The organism is Paraferrimonas sp. SM1919 (assembly GCF_010993985.1).
Taxonomy (GTDB): Bacteria; Pseudomonadota; Gammaproteobacteria; order Enterobacterales; family Shewanellaceae; genus SM1919.
Genome location: NZ_WINH01000103.1, coordinates 1 through 646, shown reverse-complemented (window position 1 = coordinate 646; position 646 = coordinate 1). Strand labels below are relative to the sequence as shown.

Sequence of the window (646 nt, the reverse complement as noted above, 5' to 3'; positions counted from 1 at the left end):
GCGCGACGCTGGCGCGAGCAGCAGGCGCAGGCTCCGCGCCGACAGGCCTACGTGCCGCTGGCGTTTGAGCTGGGCGAGGCCTTCCAGTTCGACTGGAGTTGCGAATACGTCTTCGTCGGCGGACTGCGCCGACGCCTTGAGGTCGCCCATGTGAAGCTGAACGCGAGCCGCGCGTTCTGGCTGGTAGCCTACCCGACCCAGAGTCACGAGATGCTGTTCGACGCGCACGCGAAGGCGTTCGCCGCGTTCGGCGGCGTACCGCGCCGGGGCATCTATGACAACATGAAGACGGCCGTGGACAAGGTCGGGCGTGGCAAGGCGCGCACGGTCAACGCCCGCTTCGAGGCGATGTGCAGTCACTACCTGTTCGAGCCGGAGTTCTGCAATCGCGCGGCCGGGTGGGAGAAAGGCATCGTCGAGAAGAACGTGCAGGATCGGCGTCGACAGATCTGGCATGAAGCGGCCCAGCAGCGCTGGGCGTCGCTGGAAACGCTGAACGACTGGGTGTCGCAGCGGTGCCGCCAGGCCTGGCAGATGCGGCATCCGCAGTGGCCGGAGTTGACGGTCGAGGACGTGTTGCAGGACGAGCGCACGCGCCTGATGCCGAACCCGCGTCCGTTCGACGGCTACGTCGAGCAGTTCCTGC

At 67.0% G+C, this 646-nt stretch carries 1 protein-coding gene; it reads left to right on the top strand.

Features of this window, described 5'->3' with window-relative positions; translation table 11 throughout:
• On the top strand, positions 1-646 hold a 646-nt coding region (gene istA / locus GFB48_RS17355), incomplete at both ends, for an IS21 family transposase (RefSeq protein WP_163938775.1).